A 24,474-nucleotide genomic window follows, 5' to 3' on the forward strand; every position below is an offset into this window, starting at 1 on the left:
TTGCTTTGGCTTTTAGACGGTCACAGACGATTGTTGCTCTGTGCCGTTGTATACTTTTGTATCCAGCTCTTTGGTCGCCCTGCTCGTCAAAAGACCTGCTGTCATGCTTCCGCTCACGTTGAGCGCTGTGCGTCCCATGTCGATCAAAGGCTCGACAGAAATGAGCAAGCCCACAATCGCTACAGGCAGGTTCAGCGTAGACAGAACAAGCAGTGCGGCAAAAGTAGCTCCGCCCCCTACTCCGGCAACCCCGAAGGAGCTGAGAGCCACGACCACGATCAAGGTCAGGATGAAAGAAGGCGTCAGCGGATCGATACCCGCGATAGGCGCAACCATGATCGCCAGCATGGCTGGGTATGTTCCTGCGCAGCCGTTTTGCCCGATCGACAGACCGAACGAGCCGGCAAAGTTGGCGATTCCTTCAGGTACGCCCAGGTCTTGCGTTTGCGTTTTCACGTTCAGCGGCAATGCCCCTGCACTCGTGCGGGACGTAAAGGCAAAGGTCAGGACAGGGAACGCTTTTTTCACGTAAGTGACCGGATTCAGCCCGGCGAACGCCAGCATCAGCAAGTGCACGATAAACATGAGAATCAGCGCCGCGTACGAAGCGATGACGAATTTTCCAAGCTGCCAGATGGCATTGTAGTCGCTCGTCGCAGTCACCCGCGTCATGATCGCCAGCACACCGTATGGGGTCAGGCGCAAAATCAGCGTCACGACGCGCATGATGATCGCGTGAATCGCATCGACGATTTTGGAGAACAGTTCGGCCTGCTCCGGATTTTTCTTTTTCACACCCAAATAGGCGATGCCGATAATCGCGGCGAAAATAACGACGGCAATCGTCGAAGTCGCTCTGTCACCTGTCAAGTCCAGAAACGGATTGGCCGGGAGCAGCTCCAAAATTTTCGCGGGCAACGTCATGTTCTGGATGTCGCCAAGGCGTTGCTCTACTTGCTCGATGCGGGCGGATTCTGCATCTCCTTGCTGGAACTGCGCTCCGTCCAGATTGAAGGCAAAAGTGGAGGCAATCCCGATCGCTGCGGCAATCGCGGTCGTTCCCACCAGCAGCCCGATGATCAGCGAGCTGATTTTGCCGATGTTGTTGGACAATTTCATTTTCGTAAACGCAGCCAGGATCGAGATGAACACCAGCGGCATGACGATCATTTGCAGCAGCTTCACGTAGCCTTTTCCTACGATATTGAACCAGTCAATCGAGTCTTTCAAAATGTCCGATTTGACTCCGTAAACAAATTGCAGCACAAGACCGAAGACAATCCCGAGTCCCAGACCGACAAATACCCTTTTGGAAAAAGAAATATGTTTCTTTTGCAAAGCGTACAAACCGCCAATGAATAAAAGCATAAGGACAATGTTGACAATCGTAAGTATCGTTGACATGTTTTCCCCTCCTGTTGCATCAAATACTCTCTCTGTCATAAGTATCGGCCTAGATATAGTTATATTACCAACAATTCCTACTGGTCAAGTAAGATTTTTGCGAAAATAGCCCAAATGTACACTTTCGTTCGTGCCGCTGATTTTGATTGTACCCACGAAAAAAAGGAACCGCCACAGGGACGATTCCTTCCTGCTTTTATGCTACTTCGCCTGTTTGCTGAGCAAGTTCCACAGCCAGGTGAGGACGACCGCCCCGATGACCCCGGCAATGACGTTGAAGCCAGCCCACAGCCACAGCCAATCTCCCAACACCAAATCCCCAAGCCAGCTGCCCAGAAGCGCAGCGATGAGCGAAGCCCACCAGCTTGTTCCTGCCGCTTTACCTGTCATGATACTGTTCATTGCCCACCAGACAACGACACCGACGACAGCCCATACGAACCAGAACATTCGCACACACTTCCTTTCGCATGATGGTAACGCTTGCATAAGGGCTCTAAAAATGAAGAATATCTACTATAATCCTATGAAGGAAAAACGAAAATGTGCCTGACCACTTTTCTTTTCCCAAACAAAAAAACAATCAGCCCCCACGTTGCCCTGTGGTGCGACTGACTGTTCTTTTACAGAAATCCCATGTATTTAATTGGTGTACAGCTCTGCGCGGCGGTTTGCTACACTCGGCAGCTTCCCTCGCACGCGTTGAATCCGATCCAGATCCAATTCTGTGATCAACAAAGTTTCTTCTTCTCCGGCGCTGGCGATGACCACTCCCATCGGATCGACGAACATGCTGCGTCCCGCGAAGATGTTGCCTACCTGGTCGGCTGCGCATATGAACATCGTGTTTTCGATCGCCCGCGCACGCACCAGCGTCTCCCAATGATCCTCCTTCATCGCACCCGCTACCCAGCCAGCCGGCACAAACAAAATATCGGCTCCCTGCAAGGCAAACTGGCGGGCGATCTCCGGAAAGCGCACCTCGTAGCATACCATCAGCCCGATTTTGCCAAACTCCGTCTCCACCACCTGATACGGATTGTCGCCCGGCGCGATAAAATCGGATTCGATATAGGAAAATGCGTCGTACAGATGCGTCTTGCGATACGCGTGAATCAGCTCGCCCTCGCGATTGAGGAAGACTGTCGTGTTGTAAGCGCGATTTTCGTCGCCCTCGATCGATTCGAACACACCGCACACGACGTAAATCCCGTGCTGTCTCGCTGCTGCTGAAAGTCCAGAAACGAACGGTCCGTCCAGCTTCTCCGCCACCTCGGCTGGCGTCACACCCGACTTGGGCGTCGCTGGAGCGCTGTACATCTCAGGCAAAATGACAAAGTCAGCCCCCGCTTTTTTGGCCTTCTCGATATACTCTTGTGCTTTTTGCAGATTGGCCGCTTTGTCCATCGTCGCGGTAAGCTGTGCTATGGCTACTTTCATCGGTATCGTATCCCCCTGTCTCATCCCGTTCTTCTACTGCTAGTATAACGGATATTCGCCCAGTTCCAAGCAATAATGCTTTACCGACTGTCTTCCTTGTATATAATGGACTTGTCATCTTTTGTACACCCCAGCCACCAGGAGAGGTGAGTCTTATGTCCATCCGCGTCAAGCTGCTGCTCTCCTACACGGGGATGCTGGTCATCAGTTTGCTCATGTTTTTTCTCGCAGCCAGCCTGTTTACGATTGCAGCGACAGGCGACATTCACAGCTTTCGCGATTTTTATAAAGTGCACTATCAGCTCAACCCGCTCACCGAACAAGAGGAGTCGATTTTTCTCGAACTGAAATACTTCGCCAAAAACGAGCCGGATAAGCTGCTCGACAAGTCGTTGCTGCAAGACTACGACTTCAAGCTCAAAACGGTACGCGCTGGCCTGTATGTGCGCAGGGAGAGCAACCAAGTGTTCGAATCGCTCACGTTCAACCAGCCGGAGCTGGAAAAAAGCCTGCCTCCCTACGACCTGAACAACAGCCAGATTCGCAACACGTTCAACATCGGGGAGCGCTTTTACGCCTACGCCAAGTTCGATTTTCTCTACTCGGACGGGGCAAAAGGCAGCGTGTTCGTCATTCGCGAGCGCAGCCCGTTCAGCGAAGTAACCCGCAGGCTGCTGCCGATTCTCGTCTGTCTGCTGCTCGGAGTGCTCATCGTCGCCAACGTGCTGCTGTACCGCTGGATTACCCGCAGCGTCGTCAAGCCGCTGGACAGACTTCGCCACTCTGCGGAGAACATCAAGGAAGGCAATCTCGACTTCGCCCTCCCGGAGAGCAGCAAGGACGAAATCGGTCAGTTGAACGAAGCGTTCGAGAACATGCGCAGACGGTTGCAAGAGTCCGTACAGCTTCGCTTGCAGGATGAGGAGAGCCGCAAAGAGCTGATCTCCAACATCTCGCACGACCTGCGAACGCCGATTACAAACATCAAAGGCTACATCGAGGGCATTCGGGACGGCGTCGCAGATACGCCGGAAAAAATGGATAAGTACGTCAACATCATTTACGCCAAAGCAGTCGATCTCGACAAGCTCGTAGACGAGCTGTTCCTCTACTCCAAGCTCGATCTGAAACAGGTGCCGTTTACGTTTGAGCCTGTTGATATTACCAGCTTCCTGGACGACTGCATCGACGAGCTGCACTACGACCTGGAGGAGAAAGGCATCCGCCTGCAATGGGAACAGCGCCCGCAGGAAAGCGTCGCGGTTATCGCCGATCTGGAAAAAATCAAGCGAACCGTGCTCAACATCATCGAAAACGCCCAGAAGTTCATGGACAAACCGGATAAACACATTCTCGTCTCGGTAATGGCTGACCCAAAGTGGGCGACCGTTGAAATCAAAGACAACGGAATCGGCATTCCCGAAGAAGCCATTCCTCACCTTTTCGAACGGTTTTACCGAGCCGAGCAATCGCGCAATTCCTCGACGGGCGGCAGCGGCCTCGGTCTTTCCATCGCGCGCCAGATCATCGAAGGACACGGCGGCGAGATTTGGGTGAAAAGCAAGCAAGGCAGCGGCACGAGCCTGTTTTTCAGCTTGCCGCGAATGAATCAGCAAGGAGGAGCCGACACATATGACGACGCGCATCCTCATCATTGAAGATGAGACGACAATCGCCCAGTTGGAACGCGATTATTTTGAACTGAACGGGTTTCAGGTCGACTTGTGCCACACCGGAAACGAAGGCTTGCAGCTCGCCTTGCACGACGACTACAGCCTGATTATCGTCGATTTGCAGTTGCCCGGCATGGACGGCTTCGAACTGTGCAGCCGAATCAGACAGGCGAAAGAAGTGCCGATTTTGATCGTCTCTGCCAAAAAAGAAGAAATCGATAAAATCCGCGCTTTCAACCTCGGAGCCGACGATTACATCACCAAGCCATTCAGTCCAAGCGAGCTGGTGGCCCGCGCCAAAGCTCACCTGACGCGCTACGAACGGCTGACATCCCACAAGGAGCCTGCAGCCAAGTCCGAGATTCACATCCGCGGGCTGCTCATCGACAAAGCTTCGCGCCGGGTGTTCGTGCGCAACGAGGAAGTCATTTTTACTACACGAGAGTTTAATTTACTTGAATTTTTGACTACGCATCCGAACCGGGTGTTCAGCAAAAACGAGCTGTTTGAACGCATATGGGGGATGGATTCCAGCGGAGATATCGCAACCGTCACCGTGCATATTCGCAAGCTGCGGGAAAAAATCGAGGTCGATCCGTCCAATCCGCAATATATCGAAACCGTCTGGGGTGCCGGGTACCGTTTTACCGTCTGAGCATTTCAGGCGGTTTTTTTATCTTTTTTTAAGAACCTTTTTAGAAACTGTTAATCTCGCGTTTCTCGGGAGTTTAGACCCCTCGTCTATCATACAGGTAAGCCAAACAGAAACACCTAACCTGATCTTGACCGAGGAGGACTATACATGAAAAAGGTATCCAATAAACTGGCAGCTGTGCTGCTCGCTACTACTCTCGGAGCGACATCCCTTCCCTTCGCCGCTTTGCATGCACAGACAGCAGCCGCTCCGCTCAGCGCCGGGGAAATCCAGCAAGCCGTCAGCAAAATGACCCAGCTTCGCGTCATGCAAGGCTATCAAGACCGCTCGATGGGCATCCACCAGCAAGTCACCCGCGCCGAGCTGGCGAAAATGATCGCACTCACATTCGGCTTGCAAGGCAAGGCAGAGCAAACCGTCAGCTTTTCCGATGTGAACCCGGGCGCATGGTATTACAACTACGCTGCCGAACTGGTTGGCAAAGAAATCATGCAGGCGAAAGACGGACGTTTTGACCCACAAGGAACGGTGACAAGCGCCGAACTGGTCCAGATCGTCTCCAAGGCGCTCGGACGCGATACGAAATCCGTTCAACATTGGGCAGAACGCCTCTCCTCCGCCAACGGAAGCGTCACCCGCGGCGAAGTTGCCTTCCTTTTGCAAACCGCTCACAAAGCGATCCCTTCCGCCAATGCGAAAGTGACCAGCGCACGCGCGCTGAATGCCATCACCCTGATCGTCACCTTTGACGCGCCACTGACGGCGCAGGATGAAGTATTCGCAAAAGCCAAGGAAGACTTTGCTTTCAACGACGGTCTGACCTTGACCAACATGCCGCGTCTGAAAACTGGCTCTGTCGCAACCTATATCGTGCCGACTTCCGTACAAAAGCCTGGGACAGTTTACACGTTGACCTACAAAGGGAACAAGGCAGGAACTTTTGCTGGCAACGCAACGAAGCTTGACATGACCCAGGCAAGACAGGTGACAAACGACACATTTGAAGTCGAAGCACTGAAAGCAAACGGGGTCGTCGACTACGGATACATCATCTCCGCTTACAGTGCAGGACGTGGCGCAAACGCCTTTGTGCTTGACGACAGCAACAGCGCAGACGGCAAAACGTATCAAGTCATTTCGTCCATGCAGGCAAGACAAGTGACGATTACCCCTGCTGGCGGCGAGCCGATTATCGCGAAATACGTGCCATTCACACAATCGACTGACGGAGTCCAGGAGCCAAAATTCCGTCTGCCGGAAGGTCAAGTATTGAAACCGGGCGTCACGTACACCGTCACATCTGACTGGGCCAATATCGCCAACCCGACTTTTGTCGCCCAGGAAGTCGCTCCGCTTGCGTTGAGCGAAGCAGAAGCGCTCAGTGACACATCGATTTCCGTTACCTTGACTGCCGATCCAAAAGACGAGCTGTTCTCCGGCCGCAGTGTAGAACTGACTTCGGCAGATGGCGAAAAGCTGCTCGCCACCTACAAATATTCCAGCCGCAAAGGGGCAACAGGCGTGTTTGACCTTCAGCAAGATGGTAAACTGAAAGCAGACACAACCTATACGGTAACACCTGTCGGCGATTGGGCTGGCAAATCCCAGGCCAAGCTGACAGTCGAATAAGCCGCTGGATATGCTGGCAATGAAAACGAAAGAAAGGGGCGGGTTCGCCATGCTGCAAGCAAGCTTTTTGACTGTCGCCCTGTTCCTGTCAGGCTGTGCGGCCAACATGGACACCCTGCTTGCGAGCGGCGAGCAGCAAGCGACCCAGGTGGTGAAAGAAGAAATGGACAAGCGAAACCAGGCACTGCTTGCAGCAGTCAAGCAAGGAGACAAGGAAACGATCCAAAAGCTGCTTGCTGACGGAGCTGACATCAATGCAACAGATGAGCGCGGCCGCACTTCAGCCATGATCGCCGTGCACACGGATCAACTGGAAGTATTCAACCTGCTGGTGGAACATGGCGCCAACATCAACATTCGCGATGACCGCTCCGACAATCCGCTGCTGTACGCCGGGGCAGAAGGCAAGCTGGACTTCGTCCGGGCAAGCATTGCCGCAGGGGCCGATACGACGATCACCAACCGCTTTGGCGGCACCGCCCTCATCCCTGCGGCTGATCGCGGTCATGTAGAAATCGTCCGCGAGCTTTTAACCACCTCTGATGTCAACATCGACCACGTCAACAATCTCGGATGGACAGCCTTGCTGGAAGCAGTCATCCTCGGAGATGGCGGCAAAAAGCATCAGGAAATCGTCCAGCTTTTGATCGAGCACGGCGCGAACGTGAATCTGGCGGATTCCGACGGGGTCACCCCTCTGTCGCACGCGAAAAAACGCGGCTTCCGCGAGATGGTCGACATGCTCGCAAAAGCGGGCGGAAAGTAAGCGACCTCCTCTGCGCTTCATCCAGCCAAAAAGGACAGGAACGTCAGTCACGCTGGCGCTCCCGTCCTTTTTTCTTGCTGCTTCCCTAGTCCAAAAGACTTGCTTTCTCCCAAAACTTTTTCCCCACTCGCGCGTCTTATACTAATAATATCCAATATTCAAGTGCCCCTGGTCTTGCATTCCCTACATATGATTGAATCTTTCGAATAGGAGTCGGCGTAACATGAATACTCTCGCAAACGTATCCATGCTGGAAACAGACAAGCCCATTCGCAAAGCGTCACCAGACATCGATCCTCACATCGAAATGTACAAGCTTTTCCTCACTTCCAAAGAGGCCATCGAAATCCATATCAGCAATGTGACGCACCCGTCCTCCGGTATTGAAGTGTACGATATGCACGGAACGAAACTGTGCGAAGTCCGCTACACGCCGGGAGGCAGCCTCATCCTGCCTTTTTTTCCTCCGGAAGACGGCTTTTATTACATTAAGCTGACCATTGGGCCAGACCCTGACCCGCAGCATTCCTGCCAGCTTCACGTGGACAAGTACGTCCGCCTGTGCGGAACTATGGAAGATGATCGCGAGTTTACTGCCGCTGGCGGGCCGTACATGATTGGTCCGACAGACGTAACGATTCCCGCAGGCGTCTGCGTCAGCTTCGAAGCTGGCGCCTCCATCAATGTCCGCTGCCAGCACAAAATTATCATCGAGGATTACGGTGTCATCGCGTTCAACGGACAAAAAGATACGCCTGTCGTCATCATCGGAGCCATCGACAACGGCACGGCTCATCACTGGGGCCAGCTCGTCTTGTCTTCCCAAGCCAAGAGCAGCTTCACACATATTCTTGTGCAGTACGACAACGATGAAGACGGCGTCGATTTTCTCGCCTCCTCTTCGCCGTTTGTCGCCCGTTCCACCTCGATCGAGCAGTTTCAGGCAGACATCGCCAAAACCAGCTACCTGGAAAGAGCCATCGTCGTTCCCCCGTCCTCCCGGCTCGCTTTCATCAAAACATGGTTTCAGCAGTCCAGCCCTTACCGTTTCCATTTGCTTGGCGATCTGCTGCCTTTCGAGCTGTACTTCGGGATTGACGTCACGACTTTTGCCCACTGGGAAACGGAGACGAAGCGGGTCAACGAGCACCGCTCCCAGGCCGGAGACGTGAATTACTGGGACTTCGTCAATGGCAACTTTACGGCTGACCTGCTGGAAGCGACACATCTTTTTTCCAACAACCAGCAAAGCTCGGAGCCGCGCATCCAGCGGCTGATCGACTTCTTGCTGCTTGCCCAAAGCTGGCGACAAAAGCACGGCTATTTCAAATGGTACGACTTGATCGACCCGTTCAGCGAGCACGATCAGGATTTTTTCAAGACGTTCGAGGAAATGTCGTCGTCGTTCTGGTTGGCGCACAACACGTCGATCATTTACTGGGATACGATTGCCCGCGACCTGGGAATCTGGCAAAAAGAAGACTTTTTTGAACAGCAATTCATCAATTCCGTCATCGTGCGCCTGCATTTCGCAGCCGATTTGCCGTTCTCGCTCACCGGGTACGGGAACAACATCCCGCCTGTCGGCTTTCTCGGCATCTCCATTCATTACGGCCCCTTCCGCTATCCAGAGCAATACCCGGCTCCCGGGCCAGAATTTGATGTGAACTACGGCCAGCTTTCGACAGCGGAGTATTTGAAGTTCATGCTGGAATCGTTGCTCAAAGGCCAGACCAATCCTGTCTATACGTGGTGGATTCCTACCCAGGCAGACAGAGACTTGTTCCACATCCTCAACGAAAAAGGCATATCGCTCGAATCCCCTCCCGAAGACTGGGATCGGGAATTTATCCAGCCCGCCCAGAAGACGCTGGACGAGATCCGGGCGCATTATCTCGGTCATTTCCAACTGGAGCATGTGCGAAGCTCCACGGCATACGTGCAAGCCCAGCAAGTGTTGGCTACCTCCTGAAACGGAGTGGGCAGCAAAACAAAAAAGATGAGCAGACATACAGGCGGTGCAGCACCTGTTGTCACGCTCATCTTTTCTTATTGCCCATGCTTGTTACACGCTTTGCAAAAACCAGCGCACAGCACGACTGATCAGTACAGGCAAAACAGAGATATGGTTTTCCCGGGCAAACTGTTCAAAAGACACGTTCAGCCCGCAATCGCCAAACACTCCCAGTCGCTCGGCCACACCTCGCGCATGCTCGTTGATTCGCGTCGGGTGAGTCTCTTCCTCTTCGCCAACTCCGATGAACAATTGTTTTGGCTGGCCGCCGCGCTGCAAGCGGGAGACAAACTCCTGCTCCTCCGCCAAAATCAGCCGCTTGTACCAATCAATCGATGGACTTCCGGCTATGTAAGCGAAAAATGCCTCCGGGCGCGTGTACAAAGTATGCAGGGCGAACAATCCTCCCAGCGAATGACCGAATATGGCCTGGCGCTCGCGATTGATTGCGACCATGCTCTCCACCACGGGCCGAACCTCTTCCAATACGAAGCGCAAAAAGTCGTCCGCTCCGCCCTGCCGCGGCCACTCTCCCCCTCGGGAAAAAGGCGGAAGCTCGTCAATCGGCATAGGCAAGGAGTAATCGGTAAACCGTGCAGTGGCAAAAGGAATCTCCTCGTCGTAACCGAGCCCTACGACGACGGCTGGACTGCCTTGGCCATTCCGGCTTCTGCCTTGCAGACGAACCGCCTCCACTACCGTTCCGATCACCGAATTGGCATCCAGCACATACATGACCGGAAACCCTGCTTCTGGCGCCTCTCCGGGCGGCACTGCCAAATAGATGCGATATGCCTGCCCGCTGCCAGTCGCTGTCATCGTCAACTGCTTCGTCCAGGGAATGCCCGCTGTTTTCCACTCCAGCTCACTCATTGGTTCAACGTCTGCTCAAGCGTATCGAGCAGAAGCTCCTTGCCGATCGGCATGTAAGCCTGGTTGTAGTACGGATTTGCTGGCAGGTAGTAAATTTTCCCGTTTTTGTATGCTTTCAGCCCTTGCCATACAGCGGAATCTTTGTAAGCTTGCTCGCCGCCTTCCGGGTGCAGGAGCACGATGCGGTCCGGGTTGATCGTCGTGATGCCTTCCAGCGTCAGGAGCACCATCGTCTTTTCCTTCGTGTCAGGCGACGTCGCTGGCTTCGGCAGTCCCAGATCATCGTAAAGCACCGAGCCTGCCCCTTCGCTCCCCAACAAATACGGCCCTTTTTTGTGCGCCAGGAAGATGGAGAACGACTCATTACCTGATTTCGCCTTGATTTGCTCGCCGATTTTTTTCGCTTTGGCATCGTAGTCAGCCAGCCATTTTTGGACGTCCTGTTCTTGTCCGAGAATCGTGCCGACCTCTGTAAACCGCTCCCGCCACTGCTCCAGGCTGTTTTTCAGCACGACGACAGGCGCGATTTTTTTCAACTGCTCGTAAATTTTTTCCTGTCTGGCATTCATGATGATCAAATCAGGCTCAGCCGACATCACTGCCTCGATATTGATCGTGTCCATCATGTAAAAACCGACGATCTTGGAATCTTTCAGCTTGTCCCGCACATAGAGCGACGGCTTCTCATGGTCGTATGAATCCGTGTTGGCTGTAGCGACAGGCGTATGCCCCAAAATCAGCAATTCCTCGGAAGCGCCGGAAATGTCCGCAATCCGTTTGGGATGAGCCGGAATCTCCACTTCCCCTTTTGCATCCTGGACTTTTCTGGTCTGGCTCGCTTCCGCTTGCACAGGCTCCTCTTTTGGCGCTGCTGCCTGGCCGCATCCGACAACTGTCGTGGCGAGCAAGATGAGCATAAATGTATGCATAAGTGCCCGTTTCATTTGTATCCTCCCTGCAATTCATCGTTGATAATGATTTTCACTAGGAGGATTATAAACGGTTTGCTCCACGCCCGACCATAGACAATCCTGCCATCTAATTTGGATGATACTGCGCGAACAGCCGCAAGCTCTCCTCCATGATCCGTTCATGGCCGATCGCGGAATATTCCAGCCACGGATCAGGCGTCACCTCGTATACGTGCCTGTTTTGCACGGCTTTCAAGGAAAACCATTGCTCTGTTTTTTGCAGCTCGCTCCAAAAATCCCGCGATGGCTGATCCTTTTTCACGATCACGATCAAGCGGTCGGCATGATAGTGACATAATTCATCCAAGGTGATTTGCTCGTAGGCAAAAAGCGACTCCACTTGGGCAACAGGCCGAAGCTGCAAATCGCTGTACAGTACCGACCCGGTGCGCTGGCTGCCGCATGCATACAGCGTAGACTGGTTCACGTAGAGCATAAGCAGGGAGTCGTCGCCAATCGCCCGCCGGAGCGTCTCCCGTGCGGCTGCCGATTTTTTGTCGTAAGCCAAAAGCCACTGCTCGGCCTCCTTGTCCCTGCCGAGATACTCGCCGATCATTTGCAAGTGCACGCGCCAGTCTTTTTCTTTCCACGGAATAAACAGGGCATTCGCCATATGTCCCAGCTCTTGCTTCACAGTCTGATCGAGATAGTCGCTCGTAATGATCAGGTCAGGGCTGAAATGGCGAATCGCCTCGCGATTGACCGCCCAGTTTTCTGCCACAAACGGATCGCGCAAATGAACGGGGATATCGATGGCGTACTTTTGCCGATAGTACGCGGACCACTTGGGATCAAGCGGCGCGGCGCCGGGAATCGTCTGCAAAGCCAAAAGCTGTCCGGTAATCGCCGTATGGTACGTCGCGACTCTGTGCCGCCTGCTTTTCATGTAGACAGTAGGCGCCACGCCTTGCTGCTGCTTGAATTTCCGGCTGAAATAATACTCGTCGCTGAAGCCGACCTGTTTGGCGATTTCCCGTACCCGCTCCCTGCCTTCGCCCATCAACTGCTTTGCCTTGTTGATCCGCAACTGGTTCACGTAATCCATCGCGCTTTTTCCGTAAGTCTTTTTAAAAAGATGCATGTAATAGTAAGGGCTTAAACCAGCCATGGCGGCCAATTTCCCAATCGTCCAGCTTTCCTGGTAGTGGTTGTCCAAATACAGCCGCGTCTGCTCCAATGTCTCCAGCGAATCCTCTACGGGTGCGCTGTCTGCATGGACTGCCAGCTCGTACATAAGCTCCTGAAACCACGCCTGCGCCCGAAAGCGACTCCGCTCGTCCGCCTGCTGCCACGCATCCTCCATCGCACGACAGCGGGTGAACATGGATGACGGAGCTGTGCATGCCATGCGACCAGCCAACGGCCAGATCGCACGCCGCAGCGTGATCGTCTCATCGTCTTCGCCCTCCTGCTCGCGATACGCATCAAAAGCGAACACATGCAGGCTTAACTGCCGGAAAGATTCTATATAGAAAGAACACCGCTGCCCCGGGAGAAGCACCCACACGTCTCCTTCCTTGACGGGCTGACATTCGTCGTCTGTCTCCATCGAGCCTTTGCCGTCCAGGACGACGATCAGTCGATGCTTGTTGTCCAGTTCATGACCCGCGTGAGGGACATCCTGTTTGATTCTGATCTCTTCACAATGCCGCAGCTTCATCCACAAGCCTTGAAATGACTCGCCCCTGCTGTTCCCGTTGCTTCGCTTGCTCTGCATAGCTGGCTGCCACCGTCCTTTAGCTCTTATGCTCCTATTATGTTTGATAATGATTATCACCGTCAATTCAAGAAAAAGCCCTCACTGCTCAGCGAGGGCTTCCTGCAAAAGACTTGCTAAAAAATACAGCCTTAGTGGCGAATGATATTTTTTCCGTAATAAATCTCGTCCATCTCCAATTGCAGCCGCTCGGTTATTTCCAACTGTTCTGCTGGCGTCAGCTTGTCTTTCGTATAGCCGAACAAGTAGTTGTTGAGATCGAACTGCCTGCGTTTGCATTTTGTATGGAAAATATTGTCCTGATAAACGTTGACATCGATCATGTGGAACAGTTCTTTGATTTCCTCGGGAATATAATTTTGAATCGAGCTGATGTCGTGATCGATGAACAGCTTGTAGCCGTGAATATCCCGGGTAAAGCCGCGCACCCGATAATCGATCGTCATCAAATCCGTATCAAAAGAACGAATCAAGTAATTGAGCGCCTTCAATGGTGAAATCTCGCCACAGGTGGAGACGTCGATGTCTGCGCGAAATGTGCTGATTTCTTCATCTGGATGGTATTCCGGATAAGTATGGACGGTGATATGGCTTTTATCCAGCTGCAACACAACGTTCTCAGGCAACGGGCCTGGCGATTCCTCGTACGATTCCGTCGGCACCTCCACCACAGGGCCTTCGGAAACCAAAAACGTCACGCTCGCCCCTTGCGGCACATAATCTTGCTGCGCTACATTCAAGACGTGCGCGCCAATGATTTCCGAAACATTTTTCAAGATGCTGGTCAGTCGCTCGGCATTGTACTGTTCATCTATGTACTCGATATACGCTTCCCGCTCCGCCTTCGTTTTCGTGTAGCAGATGTCGTACATGTTGAAGCTGAGCGATTTCGTCAAATTGTTGAAGCCGTGCAGCGTAATATGCTGATCGTTCGTTTGTTCCAAGTGTCGTGTCCTCCCCTGCGATGAGCGAATTTCCGCCATGATTTCCTTTTTTCAGCTTGCCCATTCCTTCCCATAAAAATCATCGGATGCAGCACGATATGCTGTTCATAAATAAGGAACGTTACTTTCTGCCTAACCTCACCTGATACCATCGAACCAATTGGAAAAATTTTGACTAACTCCCTATCTTTCGCTTGGAAAATGATGCTAAAATAATGATGTGTGTAAAAATTTTCAAAGAAATGGAGAAAAAGGCCATGGATTGGTATCTTAAAGTTTTAAAGAATTATGTAGGCTTCAGTGGGCGCGCAAGACGCACAGAGTATTGGATGTTTACCTTGTTCAGTGTAATCATTTCTTTGGTACTCATGCTCATCGAATACCTCGTCGGCTTGCCGCAATCTTTGTCTTCGCTGTACTCACTGGCTGTTTTGCTCCCTAGTTTGGGAGTAAGCGTTCGTCGCCTGCACGATGTTGGCAAAAGTGGCTGGTGGCTCCTTCTCGGGTTGATTCCGCTTATCGGAGCCATTATTTTGCTCGTATTCTTCTGCCAAGACAGTGAATCCGACAACAATTACGGTCCAAACCCGAAAGCAGAAGGAAGAGCATTGGTTTAATGCAAAAAGCCTCTCCTCAACTTGCGGGAGAGGCCCTTCTTTTTCCTCTGCTGATCACGCTTCTTCCCAGAACCGCCGCAGATTGTCCATGCCAATCCGCGAGCCTTCGCGACAATCCTCCATGCCCTCGAACTCCACTGTGATGTAACCGTCGTAGCCAGACTGCTTCACCAGCTTGACCACCTCGCGAATATTGATATCCCCTTGACCGACGATGGCACCGCGCAAGAAATTGCCGTTGACCGTCTTGAACCACTTGCCTGCCCCCGGGTCCTGGTAGTACGGACGGAAGTAAAAGTCTTTGAAATGCACCAGTGACGCATACGGAAGATTTTTCTTCACGCCCACCAATGAAGCTTCGTCGACGCACATGAAGTTGCCGACATCAAGTGTCGTCTTGAAATTCGGACGGTTGACCGCCTGCACGACGCGTTGTACGCGATCGCTTGCCTGTACGAGCCACCCGTGATTTTCAATCGTCGTCGTAATTCCGAATTGCGCCGCATAATCAGCGATTTGCCGGCTGCCTTCAACCATCGCGTCCAGATGGCTTTCAAAATAGGCAATCGTCGTCTGCTCAACAGGTACGGTAAACGTGGAGACATCGTGGCGCATGTGGCGAATCCCCATGCGATCCAGCAAATCTACGTGCGTTTTCAAACGCGCGACCTCTGCTTCAAACGCTTCCTGGCTGTCGTGAATGAAGTTGGCTGGCATCGAATAGTTGGACAGCTCGATCCCCAGTGCTTTCGCCTTGTCTCGTACGGCATCCGCCAGCTCGTAATTGTCCACCAGCGTAAATCCGTACGGCACGATCTCCATATGCTCGCCTCCGTTGTCGGCAATCCATTGCACAACATCCAGCACATCCATTTCCCCAGCGCGAATCGCAGTCAACAAACTGTACGTGCTCAATCCGATTTTCATTTGTTCTCCACCTCATCATTTTTGGTATGTGCTCTCATTTTTGAAAAGTAAGCTAGGCAAGCAATGCTCGGTCGATGAAAACGGTTTGCTGCAATCGGTTGGATTCGTAAGCGGCTTTGACCACTTCCAAAGTCCGCAGCCCATCCAGCCCTGAAATGGATGGCGTCCGTTTTTCCTTGACCGCTTGTACAAAATCGGCAATCAGCCGCGCGTCCATATCCACAGCCCACGGAAGCTGATTCAGCTTTCCTGCCTGGTCGTTGTAGTGGAGCAAGTGCTGACGGAAGACGTCTACTTCGACCGTTCCTTGCGTGCCCACGATCCGCATCGTCACATCGCCCCACGTGGGGAATGTTTTGGGACGCGACCAGCTTGGATCGATCCCGACGATCACGCCGGATTCCAATACCAGTGAAACCATGCCGCAGTCTTCTACCGCCAACTGATGGAACCGCGTATCCAGCTCGGCGTAGACGCTTTTCACCTCATCCGCAAGCATCCAGCGTACGAGATCCGTCAGGTGGACGATATGGTCGGTTGCCGCCCCGCCGCCTGACTGCTCTTCTTCCACAAACCAGCCGCCCGGCATCTGCCCGTGATTCGTGCTGTTGATAGCGAGAATTTCCCCGAGCGCTCCCGATTGCACCAGCTCTTTTACACGCTCGATCGCGGGCGCAAAGCGAACCGGATACGCCACTTGCAGAATCACCGCTTCCGCTGCGCACACCCGAATCATTTCCTCGGCATCCGGGACGGTCGTTGCGATCGGCTTCTCGCATAACACATGCTTTTTAGCTTTGGCGCAGGCGAGCACGTGCGCTTTGTGTCTCGCGTTTTCCGAGCAGACTACGACTGCTTCGATCGGAGACTGCAAAAACGCGGCCAGATCGCGGTAATATTTTGCTCCATAAGCAGCTGCCATCGCTTCACCGCGAACGGGATCGTCGTCCCAAATCGCGTGCAGCTCCGCATCTGGATGATTTCGCAGGTGTGCGGCATAGCTTTGCGCGTGCATATGAGCAAAGCTCAGTATTCCTACCTTCATTGGGCAACCTCTCCTTTTGCCAGACTGACAGGCTTTCCGGCCTTCGCTGACTCGCTGGCTGCCTGGGCGATTTCTTTTGCCAGCAACCAATCGCGTACGGTCATGCCAGCAGCCGCTTCGCCTAAAAGGTGTCGGACGAGCTGCTCCCGCTGCTTCTGTAAAGGATCAATCCCGGCGTGACTTCCTTGTTCCGTCTGACCTGCAACCGCCTGTCCGTCCGCGCCACCCCTGCTCCAGCGGATCGGCAAACTGTCGCGGCTGTCGTGCAGCAGCATCCCTGCGTCACCCGTCAGCTCGAAAAACGTGTGCTCGGACGAGTCAGCCTGAGACAGCTCCACCTGTGCGATCGCACCATCACGCATCCTCAGGATGATTAGCGCATACTGGAGCAGCTGCCCTGTTGCCACCTCGCGCGCCACCTTGTTTGCCTGCACGCGCTCCACCTCGCCGAACGTCCAGCGCAGCCAGTCAAACTCGCGCATGCCCAAACGGGAAAAGATGCAGCCATCCACGCTTGCATGGGTTCCTCGCCGCAGCCGCAATACGCCTGGCTTGCCAATTGCCCCGCTTACAACCTGTTCACGCGCCTGCGCGTACTCCGGCGAAAAACGCAAAGAGTCCGTCAAGTACATCACGCAGCCATTTTGCTCGCACAAGTCTGCTGCCGCCACAAGCTGCTGATCGGACATCCCGGCGTGCTCGTCCAGGAGTATGTTTACGCCTGACCGAGCGGCATGCGTGACCCATGTTCCTTCCACTGTTCCGGCAAATTCCACAAGCTCCACTTTTTCCTCCGCCAATAAACAACGCAGCTCCTGCAAGCTTTGCGCATGGCCAGCCACCTCTACTCCGTGAATTTGCGACCAGCTTGCCTGCCGCTCTTTCGCAGAGTCATCGGCCCCGGCCACTGCTACCTTCACCATGACGCCAGACCTCCTTTTCCCCTGATCCGCTAAAGCGAAAATTGGAACACATCCTGCAACAAAATGGCGGCTGCCCCTACGACCTCGACATCCTCTCCAAGCGAATTTGGCCGGATTTCCAACTCTTCTGTCAATATGCCGTGGGCGTACTCGCACACGTATTCGCGCACCTTTTCGATCAACAGCCCGTTTTCAAAAGCGATCTCGCCGCCCAAAATGATGACCTCCGGATTGAACAAATGAATCAGGTTCACCATGCCAGCAGCCAAATAAGATGCGGTTTCCTCCAGGATGCTGACAGCGAGCGCGTCTTTTTCAGCCAATGCTTGCCGGAACATTTTCGCGTTGATTTCGTTGAGATCATCGTGGGCCAGCGCCATGATGCTGCTCGCTTTCCCTTTGGCGAGAGCGGAAAGCAGCTTCGAGTAGATCGCGGGCCAGCTGACGTAATTTTCCAGGCAACCGATGTTGCCGCAATCGCAGCGCATGCCTGCCCGATCAATCGTCGTATGCCCAAACTCTCCGGCGCCGCCTTTGTAGCCGCGATAAATCGCTCCGTCCATCAACAAGCTCGCGCCCAGCCCGTCGCCAATCGTCACGTACAGCATGTTTTGATAGTGCCGGAAATGTCCGAGAGTCTTTTCCGCGAGCAAATAAGCATTCGTATCATTGTCCACCCACGTGTCTACCCCGAACCGCTGCTCAACCATTTCCTTCACAGGAGCGTCCCGCAATCGCAGCTTTGGATTGTAGCGAATCACGCCCTTTGCCGAGTCCACGATTCCTTGCGTCACAATCGAGATGCCCATGCAGTTGTCCAGGCTGCCTGCCCGGGACAAAAACCGCTCTATGACGTCCATTAAAAATGCCAGCACGCTGTCGCCTTGATTCAGCTTGATCGGATAAGCTTCCTTTTTCCTGATCCGCGCCTCCAAATTCATCTGGGCAATCGTCAGCTTGGAGCCGGAAATCGAGATTCCGATCAAAAAGCGGCTGTCCGGCGAAAACTGAACCAAAATCGGCTTTCTTCCCCCGTTCGATTCACCGACTCCAACCTCGCTCACCAAAGCGTCGCGGATCAGCTCGCTGACAGCCGAAGTGACCGTTGTCGGGCTTAGCTTGTTCCGCTTCGCGATTTCACTTCGGGAAATGGGGCCGTATTGACGGATGGTGTCCAAAATAATCGATCGATTCAACTCCTGGATCAGCTTCAAGTCGCCCGTCCTTCGCTTGACTCCATCCCTTTTATTCATCGCTATCTCCCCTGCCGCGCATGCCGCTCACAGATGGCACGCGACCAGATGATCGTCTTCGGCCGCCTTTCGCAAATCTGGCGGAGTTGTCCGGCAAATCTCCATCGCGTATGGACAGCGCGTATGAAACAGACAGCCGGACGGCGGATTGACCGGGCTTGGCACATCCCCTTGCAAAATGATGCGCTCCCGCTTGGCACGCGGATCGGGGATCGGAACGGAAGACAGCAACGCTTTCGTGTACGGGTGCTGCGGGTTGGCAAAAAGCGTTTCTTTGGGCGCGGACTCCACGAGGCTGCCCAAATACATCACGCCGATTTTGTCGCTAATATGCTCCACGACACTCAGGTCGTGCGAAATGAACAAATACGTCAGTTGGAACTCTTCCTGCAAGTCTTTCAGCAGATTGAGGATTTGCGACTGAATGGACACGTCCAGCGCGGATACAGGCTCATCCGCCACGATCAGCTTCGGTTTCAGGATGAGGGCGCGGGCAATCCCGATGCGCTGGCGCTGCCCCCCGCTGAACTCATGGGCGAACTTTTCCGCGTGGTAGCTGTTCAAACCGACGACTTCTAGCATCTCGGCGACAGTCCGCTCCCGTTCCTTGACAGACAGCTTCGAATGGATGATCAGCGGCTCCGCCACGACATCGCGGATTTTCATCCGTGGGTTCAGTGACGCATACGGGTCTTGAAACACCATCTGCACTTGCTTGCGCACCTCGCGCAGCTTCGTCTCGTTCATTTGCGAAATCTCTTCGCCATTGATCCAAATTTTGCCCTCATCCGGGGTCAACAGCCGCGTAACCAGCCGCCCTGTCGTCGACTTGCCGCAGCCGCTTTCGCCGACGAGACTGAACGTCTCGCCCTCCTTGATTTCAAAAGAAACGCGGTTGACCGCCTTCACGCTTTTCTTGCTGGAGAACAGGCCGCTGTCAATCGGAAACGTCTTTTTGATCCCGTCTACCACAACCAGTGGCTTACGCATTCGCCCCCCTCCCTTCCTCGCCGTAGAGCCAGCAGCGGCAAAAGCGGTTCTCGCCCACGCCGGCAATCGCAGGCTCCTGCTCCCAGCAGATCGACATCGCCTCCTTGCAGCGCGGGGCAAATTTGCAGCCTTTGGGCATGTTGTTCGGAGTCGGTACATTGCCTGGAACGGAATCCAGCCTGTCGCGTTTTTGTCCGATTTTCGGCACAGAGCCAATCAAACCTTTTGTGTATGGATGCTTCGGCTCGTCAAACAGGTCGTAAACGGACGCTTCCTCCACTACCCGCCCGGCGTACATGACGACGACACGATTGCACATCTCCGCCACCACGCCCAGATCGTGGGTAATCAACAGCATCGACATATGCTCATCGGCCTGGAGCTGCTTCATGACGTCCAAAATCTGCGCCTGGATCGTCACGTCGAGCGCCGTCGTCGGCTCGTCGGCAATCAGCAGGTTGGGGCGGCAGGACATCGCCATCGCGATCATGATGCGCTGCCGCATCCCCCCTGACAACTGGTGCGGATACTCTGCCAAAATTTCTTGGGGGCGGGGAATCCCTACTTTGGTCAACATGCTGACCGCGTGCTCCCGCGCCAGCTTATCCGAATAGCCGAGGTGCAGCCGGATCGCTTCTGCCAGCTGCTCGCCGATTTTCATCACCGGATTGAGCGAAGTCATCGGCTCCTGAAAAATCATCGAGATTTCTTTTCCGCGAATCTGCCGCATGTCGTTCTCTGACATGGACAACAGGTTGGTGCCGTTATAAACAATCTCGCCTTGGGTGATTTCGCCCGTCGTATCCTTGAACAAACGCATGATCGAAAGCGAAGTCACGCTTTTGCCGCAGCCCGATTCTCCGACCAGACCGAGCACTTCGCCCTTTTTTATATGAAAGCTGACGTTGTCGAGTACGACCGTCTTGCGGTCATCCCTCGTGAACTGTGTTTGCAGATGCTTAACCTCGATGATGTTTTCACTCATCTGCCCCAACTCCCTCGTTTAGTTCTTCGTTTTCGGGTCCAGAATGTCACGCAGGCCATCCCCTACCAGGTTGAACGCCAGCACAGACAGGAAAATCGCCAGACCGGGAATCATCACCACGTGGGGAGAAGTCGCGAGGTAATCGCGGCCCATGCTGAGCATCGCTCCCCAGTCGGGACTTTCCGGCTTTGCGCCCAGACCGAGAAAACTGAGACTGGAAGCTGCCAGGATAGACGTGCCGATCCTGAGCGAAAAGAAGACGATCATGCTGGATACCGTCTCCGGAAAAATGTGGCGGAAAATGATCCGGCTGCTTTTGGCCCCCATGGAGCGCGCCGCTTCCACAAAGACGGCTTCTTTGGCTGCCAGCGTATTGCCGCGGATCAGCCGGGCAAAAGACGGTATGCTGAACACAGCCACGGCCACCACGACGTTTGTCAAACCGGGGCCGAGAATCGCGACGATGGCAATAGCCAGGAGCAAGTCAGGAAAAGCGAACATGACATCGCTGCCGCGCATGATCAGCCGATCGATCCAGCCGCCGTAGTAGCCGCTGCACAAGCCCAAAATCGTCCCGATGACAGCCCCGACAAAAACAGAGGTAAAGCTGACGCCGAGCGAAAGGCCCGCCCCGACAATAATCCGGCTCAAAATATCGCGCCCGTACTCATCCGTTCCCGCCCAGTGCGCCAGGGAAGGCGTCTGGAGCGTTGCATCGTAGTTTGGCTCGTACGGATCGTAAGGAGCGATCGCTGGTCCGAAAATCGCGACCAGCACTAAAAACAGGATAAAAAATCCGGCCCAGAACGCCGTCTTTTGCTTTTTCCACTTTTTCCAAAACTCGCGCGCCCTGGAGCTTTGCTTGTCCAGCGTGACAACAGTCGTCTGGCCGACTTCATTTACTACCTCCATTTCCTTCGCTCCCTTCGCTTAGCTTTCATAACGGATTTTCGGATTGAGCGCCTTGTACAGGATGTCTACCAGCAAGTTCACGAGGATAAACTCCAGCGAGAACAGCAAGATGACAGCCTGCACGACCGGATAGTCGCGAAAAGCGATGGAATCGACCAGTAGCCGCCCCATGCCTGGAATGCTGAACACCGTCTCGACCACGACCGAACCGCCCAACAAAAATCCGAATTGCAAGCCAGCAATCGTCACGACGGGAATCATCGAGTTTTTCAGCGCATGCTTGCGAACGACGACCGACTCCTTCAAGCCTTTCGCCCGACCTGTACGGATAAAATCTTCTTTCAATGTTTCAAGGAGAGACGAGCGGGTAAACCGGGCCAGCATCGACATGATTCCCGCCCCCAGCGTCAGCGAAGGGAGAACGTAGCTTTTCCAGCCATCCACTCCCCCGGTCGGAAACCAGCCGAGCGTGACGGAAAAAATTTGTATGAGAATGAGCCCCAGCCAGAAGCCGGGCAAGGAAATGCCGGAAATCGCGGTCAGCATTCCGACGTAGTCCGGCCATTTGTTGCGAAAGACTGCGGAGACGGTTCCGATGAGCAGCCCCAGAACGAGCGCCCAGCCCAGGCTCATAAATGTCAAATTCATCGTGATGGAAAAACGGTTGGCGAACATGTCGCTGATCGGCAGACCTGTTTTCAAGGAGTGGCCCAGATTGCCCGTGAGCAAGTTCTGCATATAGGTGGCGTACTGGGAAAGGAGCGGCTTGTCCAGCCCAAGCTCCTGACGGACGCGGGTGATCTCCTCCAGCGTAGCGTCTTTTCCAGCCGCCAGACGCACAGGGTCGCCCGGAACGAGATGGATGAAGAAGAAAATCAAGAGAGACACGACGAAAATGATCGGGATGATCTCGATGAGCCTTTTTACGATGTAACGGAACATTGAGCGGTTCCTCCTAATGGATGGGAAAGCCACACGGCATGCAGCGTCATGCTTTCCTTCTCCCCAAGACTTTTCTTGCAACCAAGACGTAATAGGAAAGCAGCGTTGGGCTGTGAGCAGCGACCCAACGCTGCCAGAAAAACCTTATTGGAATGCCGCTTCCCTCACATAGATGCCGCCGCTTGGCGTGATGTAGACGCCGTTTACGTTGGCGCGTTTGCCGTACAAAATCTCGTCGACAGCCAGGAAGATCCATGGCGCATCTTTGAATACATTTTCCTGAACGGCTCCGTACAGCTCTTTTTGCTTGTTCTGGTCAGACGATTGGGTCGCTTCCTTGATGCTCTTGTCTACGATGTCACTCTTGTAAAAAGCGGTGTTCGCTCCTGCTGGCGGGAAGTTTTCGCTGCTGAACAGAGAGCGCATCGCGTTGTCCGGATCAGCGGAAGACCAGCTTACGTACCACATGTTCATCTTCGCCTCTTCCGGAGACTTGATGCCGTAGATTTCATCCGAGAGCGTCGCTTCCTCCATCGACTTCACCTCGACGGTTACGCCGATTTTTTGCAGCTGTTGCTGAATGAATTGCATGCCTTTCATCGTATCGGAGTTCGTGTTGCCCCAGATTTCCGTGGTGAAGCCATTTTCGTAGCCTGCTTCCTTGAGCAGTTGCTTCGCCTTTTCGATGTTGTACTCATAAACACCCTGCTTGGCGTAATGTGCAATCGTCGGCGACATGATCGATTCGAGCTGCGTGCCATACCCGGCTTTGACGACTTTGATGAACGCGTCCTTGTCGACGGCGTAGTTGATGGCTTGACGTACACGCAAATCATCGAACGGCTTTTTCAGCATGTTGATCGAAACGTAACGGGTGATCGTGGAAGGCGTGCGCTCTACCTTGACGCCCTCTGCTCCGCCCAGCGTCTCCGCTTGCTGTTCAGGCAACGGATAGATGACGTCTGCTTCGCCCGTTTTCAGCATCGCTACGCGCGAGCCGTTTTCCGGTACGGGCTTGTAGACGATTTTTCCTACTTTGGCTGCACCTTTGTTCCAGTGATCCTGGTTCAGTTCGACGGTCAGATGGTCGCCCTGCACCCATTCCACAAATTTGTAAGGGCCGGTCCCGACCGGATTTTTGGAAATTTCCTTGCCGTACTTCTCCAACGCTGCCGGGCTGATGATCCCTGTCGTGAACTTGTTGATCATCGCGGAAAATGGCTGGTTCAGCGTCACTTTTACCGTGTAGTCGTCCACCACTTCTGTGCTCTTGATGTATTTGTAGTTGCGGTAAGCCCGCAGGTTGTTGTCTTGGTTGCTCATGCGGTCAAAGTTGATTTTGACAGCTTGCGCATTGAACGGCGTCCCGTCATGGAACTTGACGTTTTGACGAAGCTTGAACGTATACTCGGTGGAATCTTCGTTCACCGAATATTCAGTCGACAAACCCGGTATAAGCTTCAAGTCTTTGTCGTAAATCAGGAGTCCTTCAAACATGGCCGACTGCACACCGCTGGACAAGGCGTCTCCGGTGTTTTGCGGGTCCATCGTGATGAAGTTTTCGTTTACGGCGATCACCATCTGATCTTTCTGCGGTGCTCCCGTACTCGCCCCTGAGTCGGGCGACGATGCTGCCGGAGTCCCTCCCCCTCCTGAACTGGAACATCCAAAAAGTAATGCCACTGAAAAAAGTAAGACAGATGCTGCTCGCAAATACGCTGCTTTTTTCATTTCCCTTTTCCCCCTTACAAGGTTCTCCTTATGGTAGCAATCTGGATGTCCGTCATTGGGTAC

The 24,474-nt window shown here is 53.7% G+C and carries 22 protein-coding genes; 6 read left to right on the top strand and 16 right to left on the bottom strand.

The genetic code is table 11. The annotated features are described in order from the left end of the window. Window positions 1–12: 12 nt before the first annotated feature. The 3 genes from IRJ17_RS00215 to IRJ17_RS00225 all read right to left on the bottom strand — a co-directional run bounded on the left by IRJ17_RS00215 (window position 13) and on the right by IRJ17_RS00225 (window position 2,844). Window positions 13–1,404 (bottom strand): L-cystine transporter, encoded by a 1,392-nt coding sequence (locus IRJ17_RS00215; protein WP_173597142.1) that lies wholly within the window; start codon window positions 1,402–1,404, stop codon window positions 13–15. Window positions 1,405–1,605: 201 nt separating this feature from the next. Next, on the bottom strand, window positions 1,606–1,854 hold the full coding sequence (locus IRJ17_RS00220; protein WP_122966297.1) for a hypothetical protein: 249 nt from the start codon (window positions 1,852–1,854) through the stop codon (window positions 1,606–1,608). A 192-nt stretch (window positions 1,855–2,046) separates the two neighbouring features. Next, a complete protein-coding gene (locus IRJ17_RS00225) occupies window positions 2,047–2,844 on the bottom strand; it encodes a carbon-nitrogen hydrolase family protein (RefSeq protein WP_122966298.1) in 798 nt (265 codons plus the stop codon). A 155-nt stretch (window positions 2,845–2,999) separates the two neighbouring features. Here IRJ17_RS00225 and IRJ17_RS00230 point away from each other — a divergent pair, with 155 nt between their 5' ends. The 5 genes from IRJ17_RS00230 to IRJ17_RS00250 all read left to right on the top strand — a co-directional run bounded on the left by IRJ17_RS00230 (window position 3,000) and on the right by IRJ17_RS00250 (window position 9,539). Further along, a complete protein-coding gene (locus IRJ17_RS00230; RefSeq protein WP_122966299.1) occupies window positions 3,000–4,502 on the top strand; it encodes a sensor histidine kinase in 1,503 nt (500 codons plus the stop codon). After that, entirely contained in the window at window positions 4,477–5,172 is a 696-nt protein-coding gene (locus IRJ17_RS00235) for a response regulator transcription factor (RefSeq protein ID WP_173597144.1), read from the top strand. Before IRJ17_RS00230 ends, IRJ17_RS00235 begins: the two co-directional genes overlap by 26 nt. Window positions 5,173–5,319: 147 nt before the next feature. Further along, complete coding sequence (locus tag IRJ17_RS00240; RefSeq protein ID WP_242772663.1) at window positions 5,320–6,801, top strand: S-layer homology domain-containing protein; 1,482 nt, start codon at window positions 5,320–5,322, stop codon at window positions 6,799–6,801. Window positions 6,802–6,850: 49 nt separating this feature from the next. Beyond that, window positions 6,851–7,567 carry an ankyrin repeat domain-containing protein gene (locus IRJ17_RS00245; protein WP_409362248.1) on the top strand — a complete coding sequence of 239 codons (717 nt, stop codon included), beginning with the start codon at window positions 6,851–6,853 and terminating at the stop codon, window positions 7,565–7,567. 223 nt (window positions 7,568–7,790) lie between these two features. Next, complete coding sequence (locus IRJ17_RS00250) at window positions 7,791–9,539, top strand: hypothetical protein (protein ID WP_242772665.1); 1,749 nt, start codon at window positions 7,791–7,793, stop codon at window positions 9,537–9,539. A 93-nt stretch (window positions 9,540–9,632) separates the two neighbouring features. On the opposite strand, the gene IRJ17_RS00255 is transcribed toward IRJ17_RS00250, so the two are convergent. From IRJ17_RS00255 to speD, 4 genes are all read right to left on the bottom strand, one after another. Continuing rightward, the gene (locus tag IRJ17_RS00255; RefSeq protein ID WP_242772667.1) at window positions 9,633–10,454 is read right to left on the bottom strand and encodes an alpha/beta hydrolase; all 822 of its coding nucleotides are present in this window, start codon (window positions 10,452–10,454) and stop codon (window positions 9,633–9,635) included. Beyond that, complete coding sequence (locus IRJ17_RS00260) at window positions 10,451–11,398, bottom strand: ABC transporter substrate-binding protein (RefSeq protein ID WP_122966304.1); 948 nt, start codon at window positions 11,396–11,398, stop codon at window positions 10,451–10,453. The genes IRJ17_RS00255 and IRJ17_RS00260 overlap by 4 nt, the downstream gene beginning before the upstream one ends. Window positions 11,399–11,492: 94 nt before the next feature. Beyond that, entirely contained in the window at window positions 11,493–13,142 is a 1,650-nt protein-coding gene (locus IRJ17_RS00265; protein WP_242772669.1) for an AraC family transcriptional regulator, read from the bottom strand. Between the two features lie 131 nt (window positions 13,143–13,273). Then, on the bottom strand, window positions 13,274–14,086 hold the full coding sequence (gene speD / locus IRJ17_RS00270) for an adenosylmethionine decarboxylase (protein ID WP_122966306.1): 813 nt from the start codon (window positions 14,084–14,086) through the stop codon (window positions 13,274–13,276). A 257-nt stretch (window positions 14,087–14,343) separates the two neighbouring features. On the opposite strand from speD, the gene IRJ17_RS00275 reads away from it, so the two are divergent. Next, complete coding sequence (locus IRJ17_RS00275; RefSeq protein WP_122966369.1) at window positions 14,344–14,703, top strand: DUF805 domain-containing protein; 360 nt, start codon at window positions 14,344–14,346, stop codon at window positions 14,701–14,703. 54 nt (window positions 14,704–14,757) lie between these two features. Here IRJ17_RS00275 and IRJ17_RS00280 read toward each other — a convergent pair whose 3' ends face one another. The 9 genes from IRJ17_RS00280 to IRJ17_RS00320 all read right to left on the bottom strand — a co-directional run bounded on the left by IRJ17_RS00280 (window position 14,758) and on the right by IRJ17_RS00320 (window position 24,411). Then, on the bottom strand, window positions 14,758–15,630 hold the full coding sequence (locus IRJ17_RS00280; RefSeq protein ID WP_173598683.1) for a sugar phosphate isomerase/epimerase family protein: 873 nt from the start codon (window positions 15,628–15,630) through the stop codon (window positions 14,758–14,760). Between the two features lie 52 nt (window positions 15,631–15,682). Then, window positions 15,683–16,675: a Gfo/Idh/MocA family protein gene (locus tag IRJ17_RS00285; protein ID WP_242772671.1), complete on the bottom strand. Its 993-nt coding sequence runs from the start codon at window positions 16,673–16,675 to the stop codon at window positions 15,683–15,685. Next, window positions 16,672–17,598: a Gfo/Idh/MocA family protein gene (locus tag IRJ17_RS00290; RefSeq protein ID WP_122966309.1), complete on the bottom strand. Its 927-nt coding sequence runs from the start codon at window positions 17,596–17,598 to the stop codon at window positions 16,672–16,674. The genes IRJ17_RS00285 and IRJ17_RS00290 overlap by 4 nt, the downstream gene beginning before the upstream one ends. 29 nt (window positions 17,599–17,627) lie before the next feature. Next, window positions 17,628–18,851: an ROK family transcriptional regulator gene (locus IRJ17_RS00295; protein WP_122966310.1), complete on the bottom strand. Its 1,224-nt coding sequence runs from the start codon at window positions 18,849–18,851 to the stop codon at window positions 17,628–17,630. 27 nt (window positions 18,852–18,878) lie between these two features. Further along, window positions 18,879–19,841, bottom strand: a complete 963-nt coding sequence (locus IRJ17_RS00300) for an ABC transporter ATP-binding protein (protein ID WP_122966311.1) — start codon at window positions 19,839–19,841, stop codon at window positions 18,879–18,881. After that, complete coding sequence (locus IRJ17_RS00305) at window positions 19,834–20,826, bottom strand: ABC transporter ATP-binding protein (protein ID WP_122966312.1); 993 nt, start codon at window positions 20,824–20,826, stop codon at window positions 19,834–19,836. The genes IRJ17_RS00300 and IRJ17_RS00305 overlap by 8 nt, the downstream gene beginning before the upstream one ends. Before the next feature lie 18 nt (window positions 20,827–20,844). After that, on the bottom strand, window positions 20,845–21,738 hold the full coding sequence (locus IRJ17_RS00310) for an ABC transporter permease subunit (RefSeq protein ID WP_217022501.1): 894 nt from the start codon (window positions 21,736–21,738) through the stop codon (window positions 20,845–20,847). Between the two features lie 18 nt (window positions 21,739–21,756). Then, window positions 21,757–22,680 carry a nickel ABC transporter permease gene (gene nikB / locus IRJ17_RS00315; protein WP_122966313.1) on the bottom strand — a complete coding sequence of 308 codons (924 nt, stop codon included), beginning with the start codon at window positions 22,678–22,680 and terminating at the stop codon, window positions 21,757–21,759. A 144-nt stretch (window positions 22,681–22,824) separates the two neighbouring features. Next, window positions 22,825–24,411, bottom strand: coding sequence for a glutathione ABC transporter substrate-binding protein (locus IRJ17_RS00320; protein WP_122966314.1), 1,587 nt, complete (start codon window positions 24,409–24,411; stop codon window positions 22,825–22,827). Window positions 24,412–24,474 lie beyond the last annotated feature (63 nt).

Source organism: Brevibacillus parabrevis (assembly GCF_022701015.1).
GTDB classification, from domain to species: Bacteria; Bacillota; Bacilli; order Brevibacillales; family Brevibacillaceae; genus Brevibacillus; species Brevibacillus parabrevis.